Below are 17,126 nucleotides of genomic sequence, written 5' to 3' on the forward strand. Positions count from 1 at the left end.
TAATTTAAAAAAATAACTCTCTTTGAAAATCGATTTACATGTAAGTAAAAACGAATCTAAGATAAATAATAGTATATAAACTATTCAATGATAAATATATTTTTAAAAATTTAAAATAAGAACTGTTATAATTTAGTTTATTCATAAATTCTTAAAAAATAAAGCTACATATAAAAACTAATAATTTTGTAAAAATATTATTACATCTATAAATTTAATGATAATTTAAAATGATACTAATAGTTTGAGCAAAGTATTTTTTTAACTTTTATTCTTTTAAAATACAGAATTTCTTCTGAATTAAATTTATATCATCTCAATCTAGTAGATCATTATAATTATCAATCATTTAAAAGTAGATTCAGATATATTTTGAGATAGTTTTATATCTTAATACTAGTGATAAAAAACATAAAATTATTTTTTAAGAAAAAAACTTATTTTTATATCTAATTAAAAAATAAAAATCAATATTGCAACTCAATATATATTTAAAAAAAATTTTATAAAACTTTTAAAATTCTACTCGTGTTAGTTTTTCCTATTCTTCCCATAATATCACCTTGAGTTATAATAACTAATTCACCACTACACAAAAAACCTTGATTATATAAAAGAATAATTGCTTCGTTAGCAGCTTCAAAACCGTTTTTTTTGCTATCGAAATATATGGGAGTAACACCTCTATAAAGAGTTGCTAAATTTAAAGTTTTTCTATTTTTTGATAAAGCAAAAATAGGTAATCCAGATGTAATTCTTGATGTCATAAGTGCAGTTTTTCCCGATTCTGTCATCGTTATAATTGCAGTAACTCCTTTTAAATGATTAGCAACATACATAGCTGACATAGCAATTGCTTCTTCAATATCATTAAATTTTGCATTAAGGCGATGTCTTGATACATTAATACTAGGTACTTTTTCTGCACCTTTACAAATTTTTGCCATTTTTATAACAGTTTCAGCTGGATATTTTCCAGATGCTGTTTCAGCAGAAAGCATAACTGCATCACTACCATCTAAAACAGCATTAGCTACATCCATAACTTCTGCACGAGTAGGTAGTGGGTTTATAATCATAGATTCCATCATCTGTGTTGCAGTAATTACTATTCTATTTAATTGTCTAGCAGTTCTAATTAATTTTTTTTGAATTCCTGCTAGTTCAGAATCTCCGATTTCTACACCTAAATCACCTCTTGCTATCATAATTGCATCTGATGATAAGATTATATCTTCTATAATATTTTGATTTATTACAGCTTCAGCACGTTCTATTTTTGCAATAATTTTAGCATTACTACCAGATTTTTTAGCTAATTCTCTTGCTTGTTTTAAGTCATTACTGCATCGTGGAAAAGATATTGCTAAATAATCAACATCAATTTCAGCTGCAAGAATTATATCTTTTTTATCTTTTTCAGTTAATGCGTTTGCAGATAGACCACCACCTAATTTATTAATACCTTTATTATCAGAAAGAATTCCGCCTATAACAACTTTTGTTAATATTTCAGGATAAGTTGATTTTATAACCTTTAATTGTATTCTTCCATCATCTAATAATAATATATCACCTATTTTTAGGTCATATGGTAAATGTTTATAATCAATACCTACGCGTTCTTCATTTCCATCATTTTGTCCTAAATTTGCATCTAATATAAAAAATTCACTAATATTTAAAAAAATATTATTTTTTCTAAATTTAGAAATACGAATTTTAGGACCTTGTAAATCACCAAGTAATGCAATATGACAATTTAAATTTGCCATTATTTCCCTTGCTTTATTTGCCCTGAATTTATGTTCATGTTCTAAACCATGAGAAAAATTAAATCGAAGAACATTTGCTCCAGAACGAATTATTTTTTCTAAATTATTATTAATATCTGTAGAAGGCCCTAAAGTAGCTACAATTTTTGTTCTTCTTAATCGATTTAACATAAAAACACACCTTGTTAAAAGTTTTTAAAAGATTTTATACTGCTAAATATTAGTAAATATAAAATATTTATTTGTATTTATTGAGTTATTTAGTAAAATTAATAAAGACAATTTTATTATTGATAATATATTATAAAAAATAAAAAATCTTAAATAATAGTACATTTTAAAGAATTTTGTGTATACATCTAAAAATTTTTATGAAATTCTTATACGAATATTACTATTTAAATTATTGCATTAAAATTTTAAATTTTATATGTAAATTTTAAAAAAGAGAAGATTATGATTATAGAAACAAATCAAGCTTGTGATTTAGTCATTTTTGGTGCAAAAGGAGATTTAACGAAAAGAAAACTATTACCTGCTTTATATAAATTAGAAAAATCTAAAAAAATACATGAACATACACGCATAATTGCTACTGGTCGTGCTGATTGGAATACACAAAAATATATAAAAATAGTACAAAAAGAAATAACACATTTTTTAAATGAAGAAATTAACAATTTTGTTTGGAAAAAACTTAGTTCTCGTATATTTTTTTGTAATATCGATGTCTATAAATCATCAGATTTTTTTAGATTAAAAGACATACTAAATGAAAAAAAAAATATAATTATTTATTATTGTGCCGTACCTCCTAATACATTAGATTCTATTTTTATAGGCTTGGGAAATGCAAATTTAAATCTTATTTCATCACGTATAGTTTTAGAAAAACCATTAGGAATTTGTTTAAAAACATCTAAAAAAATTAACAATCAACTTTCTAAATATTTTCTAGAATCACAAATTTTTCGTATTGATCATTATCTCGGAAAAGAATCAATACTTAATCTGCTTGCTTTACGATTTGCTAATTCATTTTTTTCTTGTAATTGGAACAATAAAACAATTGATCATATTCAAATTACTGTATCTGAAGAAGTCGGAATTGAAGATCGATGGAATTATTTTGATACGATGGGTCAAATGAGAGACATGGTACAAAACCATCTTTTGCAAATATTAACAATACTTACAATGGATGAACCAAAAGATATTACTTCTGAAAGTATTCGGCATGAAAAAGTAAAAATACTACGTGCTCTAAATCCTATTGATATTAGTAATATAAATAAAAACACTGTTCGAGGACAATATTGTTCCGGATTTATTAAAGGGAAAAAAGTACCTTCTTACTCAGAAGAAAATGGTGCAAATAAAAATAGTCAAACTGAAACTTTTATTGCTATAAAAGTCAATCTCAATAATAATAAATGGTCTGGTGTTCCATTTTATCTAAGAACAGGAAAACGTTTAGCACATAAATATTCTGAAATAGTAGTTTTTTTTAAGAAAAATCCTATAAATTTATTTAAAAGTTCTAAATTAGAATTATTACAAAATAAATTAATTATACGTTTAGAACCAAATACAAATATTAAATTCGATTTTATACATAAAATACCAGGATTAGAACAAGAATATAAATTAGAAAATTCTCAAATGAAATCTAATGATTTTTATCAAAAATATTCTCAAAATGTAATTGATGCTTATGAAAGATTATTATTTGAAAGTATGAGAGGTATACAATCTTTGTTTGTATGTCGAGATGAAGTAGAAGAGGCATGGAAATGGATAGATCCAATTATAGAAGGATGGGAAAACACTAAAAATAATCCTCCTCAATTATATATGTCTGGAACTTGGGGTCCTAAAAATTCAGATTTATTACTTGCTCATGACAATCGTTATTGGCATGAATTTAATTAAAAAAATCTTAAAAAATTTATCTATCTTGACTTGATTAAGATAATTATGATAGCTTAAAAATTAATTTTTTAATATTTTTATAAACAAAAAACAATATAAAAAAAACTTATATATTTTAACATAAAAAAATATTTAATTTTACAAAATATTTAATTTTACATTGATGCAAAATACCCATTTTGCTAATCGAGGAAGATAATATCTTATGATGCGTATTATTCTTTTCTTATTAACTAATTTAGCGGTTATGTTAATATTTAGTCTGATTCTTATCTTGACAGGTATTCAGTCTGATAATGTTTACGGTTTATTAATTATGTCAAGTCTATTTGGTTTCAGTGGTTCTATTTTATCTTTAATTCTCTCAAAATGGATTGCATTGCGATCAGTGAATGGTGAAATTTTAACTCATCCTCGAAATGAAATAGAAAATTGGCTCATCAATACAGTTCGAAAACAATCTATTCAAAAAGGTATTATTATGCCTCAAATTGCAGTATATCAGGCAACTGATATTAATGCATTTGCAACTGGTGCGCGTCGTAATTCTGCTTTAATTGCCGTTTCAACAGGATTGTTAGAAAACATGACTCGTCATGAAGCAGAAGCAGTAATTGCTCATGAAATTAGTCATATTGCAAATGGTGATATGATTACTATGACCTTAGTTCAAGGTGTCGTTAATACTTTCGTAATTTTTATATCTCGTATTCTTTCACAAGTTATAAGTAGTGTTCTATCAAGCAATCGAAATGAAAATAACACAGAAATAAAAAATCCATTTATATATTTTTTAATTTCTACATTTTTAGAATTAGTTTTTGGTATTTTAGCTAGTATTATTACAATGTGGTTTTCTAGACATCGAGAGTTTTATGCTGATGCTAGTTCTGCAAAAATGGTAGGACGTGAAAAAATGATTTCTGCTCTAAATCGTTTAAAAACAAGTCATGAACCTCAAGAATCTGATTGCATGATTGCATTTTGTATAAACGGAAAATCTAACTCTTTTTTAAGTTTGTTTGCATCTCATCCTTCTTTAGACAAAAGAATACAAGCACTACATAATAAAGAATATATGTAGTAAAAACACACTCTTTCTTAATAGAAATATATTTTCTTGTTTCTATTAAGAAAATTTAAAATCGAAAATATAAAACCATTTTTTAAGTAAATTTAAACTTGCTTTTGTCATAAAAAAATGATATATATATAAAAATATCGTGCTTTTTATTATTAATTAAATTTTTTAGGTAAAATAAGTTACAGTTCTGTTTATGCATAGAATGTTAAATTTAAAAAAGTTTAGAGTAAAGACGTTGACACAGCTTCTCTTGCCAAATCTTAAATTCATGCCGCATACAGTGATGTTTCTTTTTTCTACATAAATTAGCAATAAGACTGATAAAATATTCTTAAGGAAGTTACGAAATGGCTAAGATTAAAGGTCAAGTTAAGTGGTTCAACGAATCTAAAGGTTTTGGTTTTATTACGCCATCAGACGGAAGCAAAGATGTTTTTGTTCATTTTTCTTCAATTCAAGGAAATGGATTTAAAACATTAACTGAAGGGCAAAATGTTGAATTTGAGATTCAAGATGGACAAAAAGGTCCTGCCGCAGTAAATGTTTTTTCTATATAAAACACACAAGCATTAACAAGAAAAATTTTTAAAAGCCCTCTGTTAAAAAATCAGAGGACTTCGTTTTTTAAAAATTAAAAAATTATAAAATTTTTTTATTAAAATACTTATTTTTAACCTCTAAAAAATCTATTATTTTACTATAATTTTAAATAAATACTAACTCACAAATTAATTCTTCAAAATATATTCATTCACATGACCTGTTTTTATCAAAAATATTTTTAATCTTCTAGATATAATAAATCGATACATCCTATTTTTTATGGAGTTTTTCTGATGGAGTTTTTTTTAGACCCGTCAACTTGGGCCGGCTTATTAACACTAGTTATACTAGAAGTAGTATTAGGAATAGATAATCTGATATTTGTAGCAATTTTATCAGAAAAACTGCCACCTAATCAAAGAGATAAAGCACGTTTAATCGGTTTGGGATTAGCTCTAATAATGCGTTTAGCATTATTATCATTAATATCTTGGGTTGTTACACTCAATTCTCCTATTATTCATAATAAGTTTTTTTCTTTATCAATACGTGATGTCATTCTTTTAGTTGGTGGTTTTTTTTTATTATTTAAAACTACAATGGAACTACATGAAAGATTAGAAAATAATCATCATGAAAATTCAGAAAATAAGAATTATGCAGGTTTTTGGGCTGTAGTCATTCAAATAGTTGTATTAGATGCAGTTTTTTCTTTAGATGCCATAATAACAGCTGTAGGAATGGTTAATCAATTATTAATCATGATGATAGCAGTTGTAATAGCAACTCTGCTAATGTTATTAGCATCGAAAGCATTAACTAATTTTATTAACGTACACCAAACAGTAGTAGTACTATGTCTTAGTTTTTTATTAATGATTGGTTTTAGTTTAGTTACAGAAGCATTAAGATTTTGTATTCCAAAAGGATATTTATATGCTGCAATAGGATTTTCAATCCTAATCGAAATTTTTAATCAAATAGCACGCCATAATTTTATGAAAAATCAATCTAGAAGACCTATGCGACAAAGAGCTGCTGAAACTATCCTACGTTTGATGGTAGGAGAACAAAATAAAAAAGAACAAACAAAAAACATAGTAAATGATAATAAAAAAACTACTTCCATTCACGCTTCAAAAGAAATGGAAACATTTAAAGATGAAGAAAGATACATGATTAATGGTGTTCTTACATTGGCTGGAAGATCTATTAGAAGTATTATGACTCCACGAAGCAATATTTCCTGGGTAAATACAGAAAAAAATACTGATGAAATTCGCATGCAATTATTGGATACACCACATAGTTTATTTCCGGTATGTAAAGGAGAGTTAGATGAAATAATAGGTATTGTACGTGCTAAAGAATTGTTAGTAGCTATTGAAAAAAAAATAGATGTATCTACCTTTTCAAGCAAAATCTTACCAATTATTATACCAGATACGCTTGATCCAATTAATCTTCTTGGTGTACTACGTCGTGCTCAAGGTAGTTTTGTAATTGTTAGTAATGAATTTGGAGTAGTCCAAGGATTAATTACTCCTTTAGATGTTTTAGAAGCTATAGCAGGAGAATTTCCAGATGCTGATGAAACACCCGATATTATCAAAGAAAATAACAGCTGGTTAGTAAAAGGTGAGACTGATTTACATTCATTACAACAATTACTTAATACCGAAGAACTTATTAAAGAAAATAATTATGCATCCTTAGGAGGTTTATTAATTGCTCAAAAAGGTCAATTACCTCTTCCTGGAGAAATAATTTATATTTATCCTTTTCATTTTCATATTGTTAAAGCAACAGAATATCGCATTGATTTAGTAAGAATCATTAAAAATCAAGATGAAAACCAAGAAACGTCTAAAATAATGTAGGAATAATTAAAAAAATATATACTTTTTTAAAATAAAAAAAATTAATTTTTTGAGAAAAACATGTCTAATATAATCTTAGCAATTGATAGTTCAATTGATTGTTGTTCAGTTGCTATATATAAAAAAAAACACATTTATTCTCTATCAGAGAAATGCGAAAAAAAGCATACCAAACGAATATTGCCCATAATTCAAAAGATATTGTTTCAAACACAAACAGAATTTAAGGAATTAGATTATGTTTGTTTTGCTAAAGGACCTGGAAATTTTACAAGCATACGTATTGCAGCAAGTATTGTACAAAGTTTATCTCTTAGTTTAAATATTCCCATAATAAGTATTTCTACTTTAGCAATTATGGCCGAAAAAGCATGGCGAAAATATCAAAAAAAACAAATAATAGTTGCAATCAATGCAAAAAAAAAAGAAATATATTGGGCTAAATATATAAGAAACAAGGAATCTATTTGGATAGGAGGACACACTGAATGTTTAATGAAAAAAAAATTAATTATAAATGAAATTAATAATCTAAAAAATGAATGGATTCTTGTAGGTGATGCATTTAAATTAATTGAATTTGAAAATATTTCACATATAAACCAGACGAAAATTTTTTTTCCTAACGCAAAAGATATAATTCCATTTGCTTTATTAAAAATAAAAAATAAAAAATTGCTCCTCTCTAAAGAGAATAGTATTAACTATTTATATAATAAATTTTAGAAAGAAAGTTTTCATTTATATAATATAAAAAGCAATCAATGCTGAAATATTTAGTATACTTCAGTATTGATTGAACTAAATTAGCAAGAAGCTATAAAATATAAATTAACATATTAATATTAATGTTGGTGTTTTTATTTAAAAAAAACATATTTTAGTTTAAAAAATTTAATCAGGTAAAATAATATTTAATTCTAATATAGAAATATCTTGATTTTTTTGGTCTAACTGAACAGTTACCATATTTGGTTCTATATTTACATATTTACAAATTACAGATAATATTTCACGTTTTAATTGTGGGAAATAATCTGGTTCATCATTATATTTTCTTTGTTCTGCAACAATGATTTGCAATCTCTCTTTTGCAACATTGGCAGTATTTTTTTTCCGGGATAAAAAGAAATCTAATAAAGCCATACCTATCTCCCGAATAAACGTTGTAAAAAACTTTTTTTTTCTTCTTCAATAAAACGAAATCGATGTTCTTCACCTAATAATCGATTTACAGTATCACTGTAAGCATGTCCTGCCTTTGAGTTGATATCTAATATTATAGATTCACCTTGATTAGATGCACGAAGAACAGACCCATCTTCAGGTATCACACCTATTATAGGTATTTGAAGAATATCTAAAACATCTGTCATACTTAACATTTCCCCTTTTTTAACACGTCTAGGATTATAACGTGTTAATAAAAGATATTCTTTTATAGGAGTTATATTTTGTTCTGCTCTCTTTGATTTAGATGCAATTATTCCCAAGATTCGATCAGAATCTCGTACTGAAGAAACTTCGGGGTTAGTAGTAATAATAGCTTCATCTGCAAAATATATCGCTAAAATAGCACCAGCTTCAATTCCAGCTGGTGAATCACAAATAATAAAATCAAATTCCATTTTTATCAGCTCTGTTAAAACTTTTTCGACTCCTATTCTCGTCAAAGCATCTTTATCGCGAGTTTGTGATGCAGGAAGTATGAATAAATTAATTATTTTTTTATCTTTAATAATAGCTTGATTTAGTGTTGCATCACCTTGAATAACATTAATAAAATCATATACCACTCTACGTTCACATCCCATAATTAAATCTAAATTTCTTAATCCTATATCAAAGTCTATAACAATCGTTTTCTTGCCTTTCTGTGCTAAACCGGTTGCAATAGCTGCGCTTGAAGTAGTTTTACCTACACCTCCTTTCCCTGAAGTTACTACAATAATCCGTGCCATATAAAAATGTCCTTAAAAAAACACACTTAACTGAGAGAATTGATAGTTAAAAATTTATTTTTTAAGTAAATTTGAGCTGATTTCCCAATAAATTCTGATGGTATCTGGTCTGATAACCAATATTCACCAGATATAGAAACTAATTCAGCAAATAATCCTGTGCAAAATATTTTTCTTGATGTATCTCCATTAGCACCTGCAAGAACTCTACCACGAACTATACCATAAATATGAATATTTCCGTCTGCTACTAATTCAGCTCCTGCACTGACATTATTAATAACTATTAAATCAGCATGTTTAGCATAAATTTTTTGACCTGAACGTACAGGTATATCGATAATATGAGTTTTTTCTACTTTATTAAAAATTTCTGTTTTTTTATTTTTGGTGGAATTAATAAAAAAATTAGCAACAAAATTAGATTTGTTCTTTTTTCTTTCTGACAAAATAGGTAATCCTGAGTCAATGATATTTTTTTTTAATATACTATCTTGACAACCACTTACGCCTACAACAAAAAAACCATGAGAAATTATAATTTCTTGTATTTTTTTCCAATTTACTGTATTGCATAATTTTGAAACATTAACAATAACAGGTGCATTCTTAAAAAATTTTGGACATTCTTGAGTTTTTTTATATAATGATTGATCAATTAAATCTATATTCTGATTGTTTAAATACAGTACTAATAATGTAAAATTGTTGCTTTTAAGTTCGATATATTTTTTTTGCATATTTATTGCTCAATAATATTGACTTATATGCACATAAAATTTACATGTCAATATAAATTTTATTTTTATATTTTATAGAAATTAATAAAATTTTATGCAATGAAATTATAATATAAATACTATATGATAACAATTTCTATTTTTATATTAAAAAAAATATATAAAACAATCTTATTAAATCAATAAAACATATATTTATTAAACTTTATAAGGAAGAGTATTATTTTGTTACTATCTAAAAATAGTCAACTCATACTGCGTCATAGTAAAATATTTCAAACAAAAAAAGTTTTTTTTTCAGGAAATATACAAGATGAATTTCCTTTACATTTAGATACTATTAGTACAAAAATAAACATTCAAAGATATGATGATTATATTAATTTAAAAAAAAAAATATTAAAAATATTAAAATTTATAATAATATACTAGTTTCTAAAGAAATGATCAAAAACTGTAATACAATAATTTATTATTGGCCCAAAGATAAATCTGAGGCAAAATTTCAATTAATGAATATTATTTCATATTTTTCTATTAAAACTGAAATTTTTATTGTAGGAAATAATTCTAGCGGAGTAAGAAGTGCTCCAGCAATTTTAAAAAAATGGATTAAATTAGATAAAGTAGATAATGCAAAACATTCTATTTTAATTTCAGGGTTTATTCAAAATAAGATAGTTTTTATGTTAGAAAATTTTTTTAAAATACATACATGGAAAAACTTAATTATAAAATCATTACCAGGAGTTTTTGGTCATAAAAAAATAGATCCAGGCAGTAAATTACTTGCTTCTACTTTTTCAAATCAGATAACTGGAAAAGTTTTAGATATTGGTTGTGGAACAGGTTTTTTATCAGCATCTCTACTATATTCTTCACCTAATGCAATTTTAACATTAGTTGATAACAATATATTTGCATTAAAATGTAGTTATTCTACACTTGATTCTAATAAATTAAAAGGGGAAATAATATGTAGTGATTTATATTCGAATATTTTTAAAAAATTCGATTTAATTATTTCTAATCCGCCTTTGCATTATGACTTAAAAATGAATTTTAATATAATAGAAAAAATCATACGTTGTTCAATAAAATATTTGAAATCAAAAGGAGAATTAAGATTTGTAACAAATAGTTGTTTTAACTATGATGGTTTATTAAAAAAAATTTTTAAAAAATATTGTGTTCTAAAAAAAACAAACAGATATAAGGTGTATCAAGCTTTTTTATAAAGTCGTTTTTCAAACTTTATTTATTACCCGGAGCGGGACTTGAACCCGCAAAGCTATAAAGCCGAGGGATTTTAAGTCCCTTGTGTCTACCAATTTCACCATCCGGGCGTAAAAGTTTTAGAGGCGTATCCCGGAATCGAACCGGGTTATACGGATTTGCAATCCGCTACATATCCAATCTGTCAACACGCCTATAACATTATTATAGAAAAAAAAAATAAAAATTACAAACAAAAAAATAATTATTTTAAAAAATATACTTAAAATAATTATTTACGTAAAAAAAAATAAAATTACCTTTGCAATAAATAATATAATGATTTATTATAAAATTAATATTTTGTTTAAATTATTTTTTATATATTTATATCGGAGAGGTGGCCGAGCGGTTTAAGGCAGCGGTCTTGAAAACCGCCGACGAGAAATCGTCCGAGAGTTCGAATCTCTCTCTCTCCGAAAATTAATACATTATGATATTTTTGATCAATTTAACTTAAAAAATTTGATATATTAAAAACGATTTATTGAATATCAGATAATACTTCAATTTCTACACGACGATCCGGAGCTAAACAACTAACTAGTAAAGGCTTGTTTTCTATATCTTTACATACTTCATTAGTTAACGGATATAAATTCCCCAAACCCTTGACAGTTATTTTATCTCTAGAAAAACCTCGTGATGTTAAGTAATTTTTAACACTATAAGCACGATCTTCAGATAATTTTTGATTATATTCTTGATTACCTATTTTATCAGAATGTCCTAACAGAATAATAGAAATATTTTTTAGTTTCATATCTTTTATATCATCATCTAACTTATTAAGTTTGTCACAAGCGATTGGTTTTAATTCTGTACTATTAAAAGGAAAATTTATATTTTCATTTAATACAGTATATTGTGAATTAAACAATTCAGAATCATTAGATGAAAAAATATTACTTATATTCGATGTCCCAAACTTCCATCCAATAGATAAAGTCGCATCTCCTAAAGAAGGTTTAATAGATGAATTTAATATATTTTTAACACTATTTTTCCAATTGTAATCTAATCTAGTAATAAATTTTTCATTAAAAACATACTCAGCACCTAAAGAAACACTAGGAAGTAATGGACTTTTTTTGCTAAAAAAATTTTTTAAACTATTTTGAGAAGAGAGATCATCCCATAAAACTATTCCACCTAATTTAGTATAAAGATGAAAATTATCTGTTAATGGATATGATAACTTAGTTGTTAGTTGAACACTATTAGACTGCATATGTTCTTTATTTTTTTGAAACATGAAATGAGGGAAAAAACCATTAGTATCATTTGCTATTTCAAAACCAAAATACGGATTAAATTCATAACCTAAAAATAATCCAATAATTGGAGCACTAAAATTCTCTGTTACAAAATCATCATCACTAACTTCGGAATTATTAATATCATATTTTAAAGGATTAAAATGAGACCATCCCATCTTTGTACCTAGATACCATCCATTTTTTTCTTCAGCTTGAACATAGGTAACTAAGCTTGCTAATAAAAATACGATAGCAAGAGCTCGTTTTTTCATTTGAAACTCCATTTTTTTAGATGAATTATAAGAAACATGAAATTTATATAATATTATATAATAAATATTATATTAATCATATATCAATGATCATATATGAGTGATATATGATCAATACAATATTACTATCCTTAAGAATTTTTATAAGAAAAATTTAATAGACGTATTCCTAAAATATTTAACATAAACAAATATGTAATTCCAGACACTAATAAAACAAAAGATAAACGAATAATTTTGTTAAAAAATGAACCAACATTCCAAAGTGGCATTATATGTAATGTAAAAAATAAAATTAAAATCATTACTGACGTTGATAAAATTACACAAATGATAAAAATTAGTTCGCTATATTTAAAATATATAATTTTTCTTTTATATAATTTCCAATAAAGTAAAGAAAAATTTATCCATCCAGATATACTTGAAGACAAAGCAAGACCAGCATGTTGAAAATAGAAAATTAAAATTGGATTCATTAATTGAGTTAAAAAAAGCGTGAATAATGAAACCTTCATAGGAAAATTTATTTCTTCACAAGCATAAAAAGCAGAAGATAAGACCTTTACTAAAATAAAAGAAACTAAACCAAAAGCATATAATTTCAATACTTTTTCTGTCATTAAAACATCAAAATTTGTAAATTTACCATATTGAAAAAGAACTATAATTATTGGTTTAGCAAGAAAAAACAATATTACTGAACTTGGCAAAGACAAAATTAAACTAATACGGAATCCCCAATTAAGCAATTTTTTGTATTCTGATAGTGTTCTATTTTTGTAATTTTTAGCTAAAGACGTAAATAAAATAGTACTTAATGATACACCTAATATACCGACTGGAAATTCTATTAATCGATCAGCATAATATATCCAAGATATTGATCCAGAATTAAGTAATGAACTAAAAATAGTATTAATAATTAAAGAAATTTGATTAGCAGAAGCCCCTAAAATAGCAGGTCCTATTTTTCTTAAAATTCTTAAAAGACCAATATTATTCCAATTAAAACTCGGCATAACTAACATGTTTATTCTATATAAAAACGGAAATTGATAAAATAGTTGAATAAAACCACCTATAATAACTGCCCATGCTAAAGAAATAATCGAAGGATGAAAAAAAGAACTAAAAAATATAGAAAAAATAATAATGCTAATATTTAAAAAAATTGGAGAAAAAGCTGGAATAGAAAAATAATTCCAACTATTTAAGATAGATGAAAACAATGAAGATAAAGAAACTAATAAAATATAAGGAAACATTATTGTTAACAAATTTGACGATAATATTAGTTTTTCAGGTGAATTTCTAAAACCTGGTGCACTTATTATAATTATAGATCGAGAAAAAAATATCCCTAAAATAGTTAATCCAAATAAAAAAAAGATCATAAAACCAAATGTAGAAGAAATAAAAACTTGTATATCTTTCTCGTTTTTATTAGTTTTGTATTCCATTAATACAGGTACAAAAGCTTGAGAAAACGTGCCATCAGAAAAAATACGACGTAATAAATTAGGGATTTTAAAAGATATAAAAAAAGCATCGGTAAAAATAGAAGCGCCAAAAATACTAGCAATTAAAATATCTCGAATAAAACCTAATACACGAGAGATAAAAGTCATCAAACTCACTGATATTAAAGATTTTACAAGATTCATGCCAAACTAACCTGCTAACTATAAAAAAAATTTTTTACTCTTTCAAAGAAAGAAAGTAAAAATTAGATTTAATTTTTTAAATTACTTAAAAAATATTGAAGTATATAAATTATAAAAATCAACTTAATTATTAATAAAAATTTTTTATATTAAATATGTATTTAAAAAAACAAACCAATTAAAAATCAAAATAATTTGTTTGAAATAGTTTAAAAAAATTTTATTAATACTTAAAATAAGATAAATAATTACAACTAATAAAAAAAGAAAATGTCTAAATTTATAAAAAAAATAAAAATTAAAAAGCCTGATGATTGGCATGTTCATTTAAGAGACAATGAAATTTTAAATAAAGTTATTAAATATACTGGTAAATTTTATAAAAGAGCTGTTATTATGCCAAATCTTGATAATCCTATTACAAATTGCTCAAAAAGTATTGCTTATCGTGATAAAATTTTAAAATCAATGCATGTAAATTATAAATTTCAACCACTGATGACTTGTTATTTAACTAATTTTACAACACCTAAAGAATTAGAAATTGGTTTTTCTAAGAAAATATTTATAGCAGCTAAATTTTATCCTAATTTCTGTACAACTAATTCCAAAACAGGCATAAAAACAATTAACGATATTACTTCTGTTCTAGCATGTATGGAAAGCATAGGAATGCCGTTATTGATTCATGGTGAAGAGATTAATCAAAATATTGATATATATGATAGAGAAGCAAAATTTATCGAAACAACATTAGATCCCTTACGAAAAAAATTTCCAAAATTAAAGATAGTTTTAGAACATATTACCACTAAAGAATCTGTCGAATATATTAAAAAAAATGATTTTAATTATTTATCAGCAACTATTACGCCACATCATTTAATGCTAAACCGAAATGATATGTTTTCTGGTGGAATTCAACCATATCTTTATTGTCTGCCAATTTTAAAAAAAAACATACATCAAACAGCATTAAGAAAAGCTATATCTAACGGAGATAAGCATTTTTTTTTAGGAAGCGATACAGCGCCACATCTTCATAAAAATAAAATTAATATTCTTGGTTGTGCTGGTATATTTAATGCTCCATCTTCTTTATTATCTTATGTTAAAGTTTTTGAAGAAATGAATGCTTTGAAACATTTAGAGTCTTTTTGTTCTGAAAATGGTCCTAAATTTTATAATATGCCTATCAATAAAGAAACTATAACAATAGTAAAAAAACCATATAAAATTATAAAAAAAATTAAAGTTGGAAGAGACGCAATTATTCCATTTTTATCAGGTGAAACTTTAAATTGGTCTCTTGAAAAATAAACGCTAATCCAGTATTTTTTATACTAAATTTTTAGATCACCCTGGAAATTATAGGTAATTGCTTTGTTATGTGTTGCAAATAATTCTAAGAAATATTGATTTAAATACAGTCTTTTATTAATAAGAATTTTATTTTTAAGGTTGAATTTTCGCAATAAAAAAATTTTTTCTGTAATTTTGCTCCAGCAATCATGTAACTCATTAACATTTTTATAAGGTGCAAATATACTATATTTTTTTTCAAGAGATAATCTATCTTTATTTAAAATTACAAATTTTTTAAGTAATGTTGTTTTTTTTTCAATTGGCTTCAAAATAATACTTATATTATTACAAGTTTCAGGATTTAATAAATTATTATATTCTTCCTGCAGTATAAATTCTAAAGAAATTAAAACATTTTTTATTTCTTTTATTGTTTCTATTAATTTTTTCATTTTAATATAAAATGTATACAAATGTATATAACATATTTACATAAAAACGGGATTACATCAACAAAAAAACAATTTTTTTATAGAGAAACTAAAACTTCACCATTTTTATTAATAACGCCATGAATAATTTTTCCAGTTTTAGTTTTAACACGTATAATATCGTTTTTAGCACCATTGCTTAATGATTTTGCTTCAGAAGAAATCATAAAATTTTTGTTATTGATAATAACTGTAACTTTCTGATTAACTGTAACTAACCAAAATGGTCGCGTCATAAAAGATGTTATTGGTTGTAATGGAACAAAATCACGTAAATTTATTCTATTTATGACATCTTTCTTTTTACGATATGTATTATTAGGCAACATATCTAAACGTCCTATTAAAATTTTTAAATCTGATTCTGTTATTTTAGTACCCCTAGGAATTGGTCTATTGGCTACAATATATTCGCCTTCAAGTTGAATTTCTACTTTTAGATAATAATGTTCTTGATTACAAGTTAAAAGAACATCAATCAAACCAAAAGCATGAACATTTCTTAAAAGAGAAAAAACAGGTTTTTTACAATACATATTTTTTTTTAATGGAGTACGTATTATGATACTGATATTATCTTTATTAAAGGGATATTCCTTTTTAAAAAAAATATTTAATTGTTTGCTTAAATCAAAAAAATTAAATTTTTTTATATTTGAACTGGTAGCATTAACTGCAAAAGATATAAATAATAAAAAAAAATAAATCATCATCTTCATTATTATCATTCTTTTCCTTGATTTATGTTCATTAAATGATTTATAAATGTAGAATTTTAAGAACATTTTCTTGATAGAAAATGTTTAATAAAGGTATAATATAAATATATATTTACATTTTTAAAATTTTTCATTTGTAATTTTATTAAAATTTTTCATAAAAAAATAGATATTCTAAAAAAAACAAAATAAGATGTTATTTATTACTAACGATATTTTCTTT

At 24.8% G+C, this 17,126-nt stretch carries 16 protein-coding genes and 3 tRNA genes; 9 read left to right on the plus strand and 10 right to left on the minus strand.

Annotated elements, in window-relative coordinates; all coding sequences use genetic code 11:
• Nucleotides 1-503: 503 nt before the first annotated feature.
• Entirely contained in the window at nt 504-1,946 is a 1,443-nt protein-coding gene (gene pyk / locus D9V71_RS01620; protein ID WP_158340644.1) for a pyruvate kinase, read from the minus strand.
• Nucleotides 1,947-2,231: 285 nt separating this feature from the next.
• Here pyk and zwf point away from each other — a divergent pair, with 285 nt between their 5' ends.
• The 5 genes from zwf to tsaB all read left to right on the plus strand — a co-directional run bounded on the left by zwf (nt 2,232) and on the right by tsaB (nt 7,940).
• On the plus strand, nt 2,232-3,707 hold the full coding sequence (gene zwf, locus D9V71_RS01625) for a glucose-6-phosphate dehydrogenase (RefSeq protein WP_158340645.1): 1,476 nt from the start codon (nt 2,232-2,234) through the stop codon (nt 3,705-3,707).
• Nucleotides 3,708-3,912: 205 nt separating this feature from the next.
• The gene (htpX, locus tag D9V71_RS01630) at nt 3,913-4,791 is read left to right on the plus strand and encodes a protease HtpX (protein ID WP_158340646.1); all 879 of its coding nucleotides are present in this window, start codon (nt 3,913-3,915) and stop codon (nt 4,789-4,791) included.
• A gap of 347 nt (nt 4,792-5,138) precedes the next feature.
• The gene (cspE, locus tag D9V71_RS01635) at nt 5,139-5,348 is read left to right on the plus strand and encodes a transcription antiterminator/RNA stability regulator CspE (protein WP_158340647.1); all 210 of its coding nucleotides are present in this window, start codon (nt 5,139-5,141) and stop codon (nt 5,346-5,348) included.
• Nucleotides 5,349-5,627: 279 nt separating this feature from the next.
• A complete protein-coding gene (locus D9V71_RS01640; protein ID WP_158340648.1) occupies nt 5,628-7,214 on the plus strand; it encodes a TerC family protein in 1,587 nt (528 codons plus the stop codon).
• A gap of 60 nt (nt 7,215-7,274) precedes the next feature.
• Nucleotides 7,275-7,940: a tRNA (adenosine(37)-N6)-threonylcarbamoyltransferase complex dimerization subunit type 1 TsaB gene (tsaB, locus tag D9V71_RS01645; RefSeq protein ID WP_158340649.1), complete on the plus strand. Its 666-nt coding sequence runs from the start codon at nt 7,275-7,277 to the stop codon at nt 7,938-7,940.
• 168 nt (nt 7,941-8,108) lie between these two features.
• On the opposite strand, the gene minE is transcribed toward tsaB, so the two are convergent.
• Genes minE through minC form a run of 3 tightly spaced genes read right to left on the minus strand, consistent with a single transcriptional unit; the run spans nt 8,109 to nt 9,915 of the window.
• Complete coding sequence (gene minE, locus D9V71_RS01650) at nt 8,109-8,360, minus strand: cell division topological specificity factor MinE (protein ID WP_158340650.1); 252 nt, start codon at nt 8,358-8,360, stop codon at nt 8,109-8,111.
• A gap of 2 nt (nt 8,361-8,362) precedes the next feature.
• Nucleotides 8,363-9,175 carry a septum site-determining protein MinD gene (gene minD, locus D9V71_RS01655; RefSeq protein ID WP_158340651.1) on the minus strand — a complete coding sequence of 271 codons (813 nt, stop codon included), beginning with the start codon at nt 9,173-9,175 and terminating at the stop codon, nt 8,363-8,365.
• Nucleotides 9,176-9,201: 26 nt separating this feature from the next.
• Nucleotides 9,202-9,915, minus strand: a complete 714-nt coding sequence (gene minC / locus D9V71_RS01660) for a septum site-determining protein MinC (protein ID WP_158340652.1) — start codon at nt 9,913-9,915, stop codon at nt 9,202-9,204.
• Nucleotides 9,916-10,140: 225 nt separating this feature from the next.
• Here minC and D9V71_RS03180 point away from each other — a divergent pair, with 225 nt between their 5' ends.
• Nucleotides 10,141-10,347 (plus strand): hypothetical protein, encoded by a 207-nt coding sequence (locus D9V71_RS03180; protein WP_280094070.1) that lies wholly within the window; start codon nt 10,141-10,143, stop codon nt 10,345-10,347.
• An 11-nt stretch (nt 10,348-10,358) separates the two neighbouring features.
• Nucleotides 10,359-11,153: a 16S rRNA (guanine(1207)-N(2))-methyltransferase RsmC gene (rsmC, locus tag D9V71_RS01665; protein WP_280094071.1), complete on the plus strand. Its 795-nt coding sequence runs from the start codon at nt 10,359-10,361 to the stop codon at nt 11,151-11,153.
• A gap of 24 nt (nt 11,154-11,177) precedes the next feature.
• Here the strand turns inward: rsmC and D9V71_RS01670 are convergent.
• Together D9V71_RS01670 and D9V71_RS01675 are read right to left on the minus strand one after the other, a co-directional pair.
• A tRNA-Leu gene (locus D9V71_RS01670) sits at nt 11,178-11,261 on the minus strand.
• 13 nt (nt 11,262-11,274) lie between these two features.
• Nucleotides 11,275-11,345: transfer RNA gene (locus D9V71_RS01675), tRNA-Cys, on the minus strand.
• Nucleotides 11,346-11,524: 179 nt separating this feature from the next.
• Between D9V71_RS01675 and D9V71_RS01680 the strand changes: the two genes are divergently transcribed.
• Nucleotides 11,525-11,609: transfer RNA gene (locus tag D9V71_RS01680), tRNA-Ser, on the plus strand.
• A 65-nt stretch (nt 11,610-11,674) separates the two neighbouring features.
• Here the strand turns inward: D9V71_RS01680 and D9V71_RS01685 are convergent.
• On the minus strand, nt 11,675-12,721 hold the full coding sequence (locus D9V71_RS01685) for an OmpA family protein (RefSeq protein WP_158340653.1): 1,047 nt from the start codon (nt 12,719-12,721) through the stop codon (nt 11,675-11,677).
• 131 nt (nt 12,722-12,852) lie between these two features.
• Nucleotides 12,853-14,388 carry a murein biosynthesis integral membrane protein MurJ gene (murJ, locus tag D9V71_RS01690; protein WP_158340654.1) on the minus strand — a complete coding sequence of 512 codons (1,536 nt, stop codon included), beginning with the start codon at nt 14,386-14,388 and terminating at the stop codon, nt 12,853-12,855.
• 270 nt (nt 14,389-14,658) lie between these two features.
• Here murJ and pyrC point away from each other — a divergent pair, with 270 nt between their 5' ends.
• Nucleotides 14,659-15,708, plus strand: a complete 1,050-nt coding sequence (pyrC, locus tag D9V71_RS01695) for a dihydroorotase (protein ID WP_158340655.1) — start codon at nt 14,659-14,661, stop codon at nt 15,706-15,708.
• A 23-nt stretch (nt 15,709-15,731) separates the two neighbouring features.
• Here pyrC and flgN read toward each other — a convergent pair whose 3' ends face one another.
• On the minus strand, nt 15,732-16,145 hold the full coding sequence (flgN, locus tag D9V71_RS01700) for a flagellar export chaperone FlgN (protein WP_158340656.1): 414 nt from the start codon (nt 16,143-16,145) through the stop codon (nt 15,732-15,734).
• Between the two features lie 77 nt (nt 16,146-16,222).
• Entirely contained in the window at nt 16,223-16,903 is a 681-nt protein-coding gene (gene flgA / locus D9V71_RS01705) for a flagellar basal body P-ring formation chaperone FlgA (protein WP_158340927.1), read from the minus strand.
• Between the last annotated feature and the right edge of the window lie 223 nt (nt 16,904-17,126).

The sequence above is a fragment of the Buchnera aphidicola (Macrosiphum euphorbiae) genome, from assembly GCF_005237295.1.
Taxonomy (GTDB): domain Bacteria; phylum Pseudomonadota; class Gammaproteobacteria; order Enterobacterales; family Enterobacteriaceae; genus Buchnera; species Buchnera aphidicola_AP.